This window comes from Bradyrhizobium sp. NBAIM03, assembly GCF_020194055.1.
In the GTDB taxonomy this organism is placed as follows: Bacteria; Pseudomonadota; Alphaproteobacteria; order Rhizobiales; family Xanthobacteraceae; genus Bradyrhizobium; species Bradyrhizobium yuanmingense.
Map to the genome: position 1 here is coordinate 1 of NZ_JADYVS010000138.1, position 459 is coordinate 459.

General features: G+C 63.4%; 1 protein-coding gene. It reads right to left on the reverse strand.

Annotation, left to right across the window (positions count from 1 at the left end; all coding sequences use genetic code 11):
* Positions 1-68 precede the first annotated feature (68 nt).
* Positions 69-459: SDR family oxidoreductase (locus I6F21_RS37765; protein ID WP_225184391.1), on the reverse strand; the 391-nt coding region annotated here is incomplete at its 5' end.

Consider the following 459-nt stretch of genomic DNA (forward strand, 5'->3'; position numbering starts at 1 on the left):
GCGTTGCACTTGCTGTTGTTCGGAGAGATCGCTCATTGAATACCTCTTCTGAATGGTGTGTGGATGCATTACTGCATGACAAAACCGCCGTTGACGGCCAGCGTCTGGCCCGTCACGAATCGGGAAAGGTCGGACAGCGCGAACAGCACGGCGCCGCACACGTCGTCCGGCAGTTGATCGCGCGAAATGGCGCGCTGGTCGCGGTACAGCGCATGGCGGTGCGCCGGCACGTATTCGGTGGCTTCCACCAGCGTCAGGCCCGGCGCGATGGCGTTGACGGTGATGCCGTCTGCGCCGCATTCGCGCGCCAGAGACTTCGTCATGCCGATGACAGCGCTCTTGCTGGCCACGTAAGCCAACAGGTTCGGCGCGCCCCACAGCGGGGTGTCTGACGACAAATTGACGATGGCGCCGCGGCCCGATGCCTTGAGTGCCGGCAGGCAAGCCGTCGTCATCAAC